This window comes from Streptomyces sp. NPDC046859, from assembly GCF_040645135.1.
In the GTDB taxonomy this organism is placed as follows: domain Bacteria; phylum Actinomycetota; class Actinomycetes; order Streptomycetales; family Streptomycetaceae; genus Streptomyces.
Genome location: NZ_JBEYXR010000059.1, coordinates 1 through 1,868 on the forward strand (window position 1 = coordinate 1; position 1,868 = coordinate 1,868).

The following is a 1,868-nucleotide window of genomic DNA, read 5'->3' on the forward strand; positions in this document are numbered from 1 at the left end:
GTAGACGGTGGCGGAGTAGTGGACGCTGGTTCCTTCCAGGCGTTCGATGCCGGGGACGTGGAGGCGGCGGTAGTGGGCGCCGGTGGCCAGGACGACGGTGCGGGCGGTGATCTCGGTGCCGTCGGCGAAGGTGACGGTGTAGTGGTCGTCGTCTTGGGGGTGCAGGCCGGTCGCTTCTTGGGGGATGCTGAATTTGGCGCCGAATTTGTCGGCTTGGAGGACGGCGCGTTCGGCGAGTTCGGCGCCGGAGATGCCGGAGGGGAAGCCGAGCAGGTTCTCGATGCGGGAGGATGTGCCGGCCTGGCCGCCGGTGGCCATCGCTTCGACCACGGTGGTGTCCAGGCCTTCGGAGGCGCCGTAGACGGCGGCGGCGAGGCCGGCGGGTCCGGAGCCGACGACGAGGACGTCGCCGTGGTGGTCTCCGGCGGGCAGGGAGGGCAGGCCGATGAGGCGGGCCAGTTCGGCGTTGCTGGGGTTGCGCAGCAGGGTGGTGTCGCGCCAGATGACGATGGGGGTTTCGGCTGGGCTGACGCCGAAGCGGCGCAGGAGTTGTTCGGCTTCCTGGTCGGTCTCCAGGTCGATCCAGCGGTAGGGCAGCCGGTTGCGGGCGGCGAACTCGCGCAGTCGTCGGGTGTCGGGTGAGTAGCGGGAGCCGATGATGCGGAAGCCGGCGCCCTGTCCGACGAGCAGGGCGCGTCGGCCGAGGCAGGCGCGCAGCACCAGGTCGCCGATGTCGGAGTCCCGGGTGACCAGGTCGCGCAGTTGGTCCATGGACACGGCCAGGACCTCACCGGGCTCCCTGGTCACGGCGGTGTAGAAGGCCACCTGCCCGTTCAGCAGGCCGAGTTCGCCGATGAAGCGGCCGGGGCCGTGCACGCGCAGCACATGTTCCTCGGGGGTGCCGTAGTCCTCGACGATGGCGACCGAGCCACTGAGGACGACGTAGAACGTCTCGCACGGCTCCCCCTCCCGGATAAGCACTTCGTTCGCAGCCGTGTTCCGGCGTTGCCCGTGCTCCGCCAGACGCGCTATCTGGTCCTCCGACAGGCGCGGATAGGCGCCGTAGACGTCCGGGGTCTCCCAGAAGGCTGCCTCGTCCGACTTTCCCGGGACCGGTTCTTCGCCCGGCCGCGTCTGGTCGCCGGACATCAGACGAATGTCTCGTCGACGTAGCACCAGCGCCAGTCCTCGCCAGGCTGGAAGGACTGCACGATCGGGTGGGCGACGGCGTCGGCGTGCTTGTGCGCGTGCTTGTTCGGTGAGGAGTCGCAGCAGCCGACGTGGCCGCAGGTCAGGCAGAGCCTGAGGTGGACCCATGGGGAGCCGATGATCAGGCACTCCTGGCATCCTTCGGGGGTCAGTGGCTCGACCGGTCGGACGAGCGCGAGGTGCGGGTCGATTCCTACGGTCATGGCTGTTCACCCTTTCCCGGCCGGTTCACGGCCGGCGATCGACTGTTCCACCCACCGCCGGAGGGCAGGGGCGGGTGCGGCTCCCGCCTGTCGGGCGATGGTCTGGCCGTGGTCGAGGATCAGCAGTGTCGGTACTGCTTGGACCTCGAAGCGCTGTGAGAGTCGTGGGTTCTTGTCGACGTCGACCTTGACGAGTTTGATCTGGCCGGCGAGGTCGGTGGCGACTTTCTCCAGGGCGGGGCTGACCATGCGGCAGGGTCCGCACCAGGTGGCCCACAGGTCGACGACGACGGGGACGTCGGCCTGCTCGGCGACCTCGGCGAAGTCGTCGTCGCCGGCGTCGACCATCCACGGCAGGGGCTGTTTGCAGTTGCCGCACTTCGGGCGGCCCTGCGCGGCCACGGGTATCCGGTTGGTGCGCCCGCAGTGGGGGCACTTGACGGTCGTCGCCTGGAT

3 protein-coding genes are annotated in these 1,868 nt (G+C 69.3%); all 3 read right to left on the reverse strand.

Translation table 11 applies throughout. The annotated features are described in order from the left end of the window. Nucleotides 1–1,149: cyclic nucleotide-binding domain-containing protein (locus ABZ899_RS36470; RefSeq protein WP_361355216.1), on the reverse strand; the 1,149-nt coding region annotated here is incomplete at its 3' end. Further along, the gene (locus tag ABZ899_RS36475; RefSeq protein WP_361355220.1) at nucleotides 1,149–1,412 is read right to left on the reverse strand and encodes a UBP-type zinc finger domain-containing protein; all 264 of its coding nucleotides are present in this window, start codon (nucleotides 1,410–1,412) and stop codon (nucleotides 1,149–1,151) included. The genes ABZ899_RS36470 and ABZ899_RS36475, both read right to left, overlap by 1 nt. A gap of 6 nt (nucleotides 1,413–1,418) precedes the next feature. Further along, on the reverse strand, nucleotides 1,419–1,868 hold a 450-nt coding region (gene trxA / locus ABZ899_RS36480; RefSeq protein ID WP_361355221.1), incomplete at its 5' end, for a thioredoxin.